Here is a 272-nt window from a genome sequence, read left to right as displayed (position 1 = left end):
GGTCGGGATCTCATGCAAGGCTTCTTCCATCGCCGGATCGCTCAGCGCGTACCACTGTTGCAGCAGATGAATCCGCAACATCGTGGTCAGTGCGTACGGCTGCCGACCTGGCCGTCCTGACACCGGATCGTGCCGTGCAATCAGCACAAGCAACTGCTGCCATGGCACCACTTTCTCCATCTCACTCAGGAAGATTTCGCGGCGGGTCTGCTTGCGCTTACCCAGACCCTCAGCGTCACCAAACGTCAGTTGCATGGATCACTCCTCAACGT

At 58.5% G+C, this 272-nt stretch carries 1 protein-coding gene; it reads right to left on the bottom strand.

Features of this window, described 5'->3' with window-relative positions; all coding sequences use genetic code 11:
- Positions 1 to 255, bottom strand: a 255-nt coding sequence (locus tag XpopCFBP1817_RS21435; RefSeq protein WP_146090230.1) for a transposase, incomplete at its 3' end; no start/stop codon positions are given.
- Positions 256 to 272: the final 17 nt, after the last annotated feature.

Origin of the sequence: Xanthomonas populi, from assembly GCF_002940065.1 — a bacterium.
GTDB classification, from domain to species: Bacteria; Pseudomonadota; Gammaproteobacteria; order Xanthomonadales; family Xanthomonadaceae; genus Xanthomonas; species Xanthomonas populi.
This window is presented reverse-complemented; position numbering and strand designations above follow the sequence as displayed.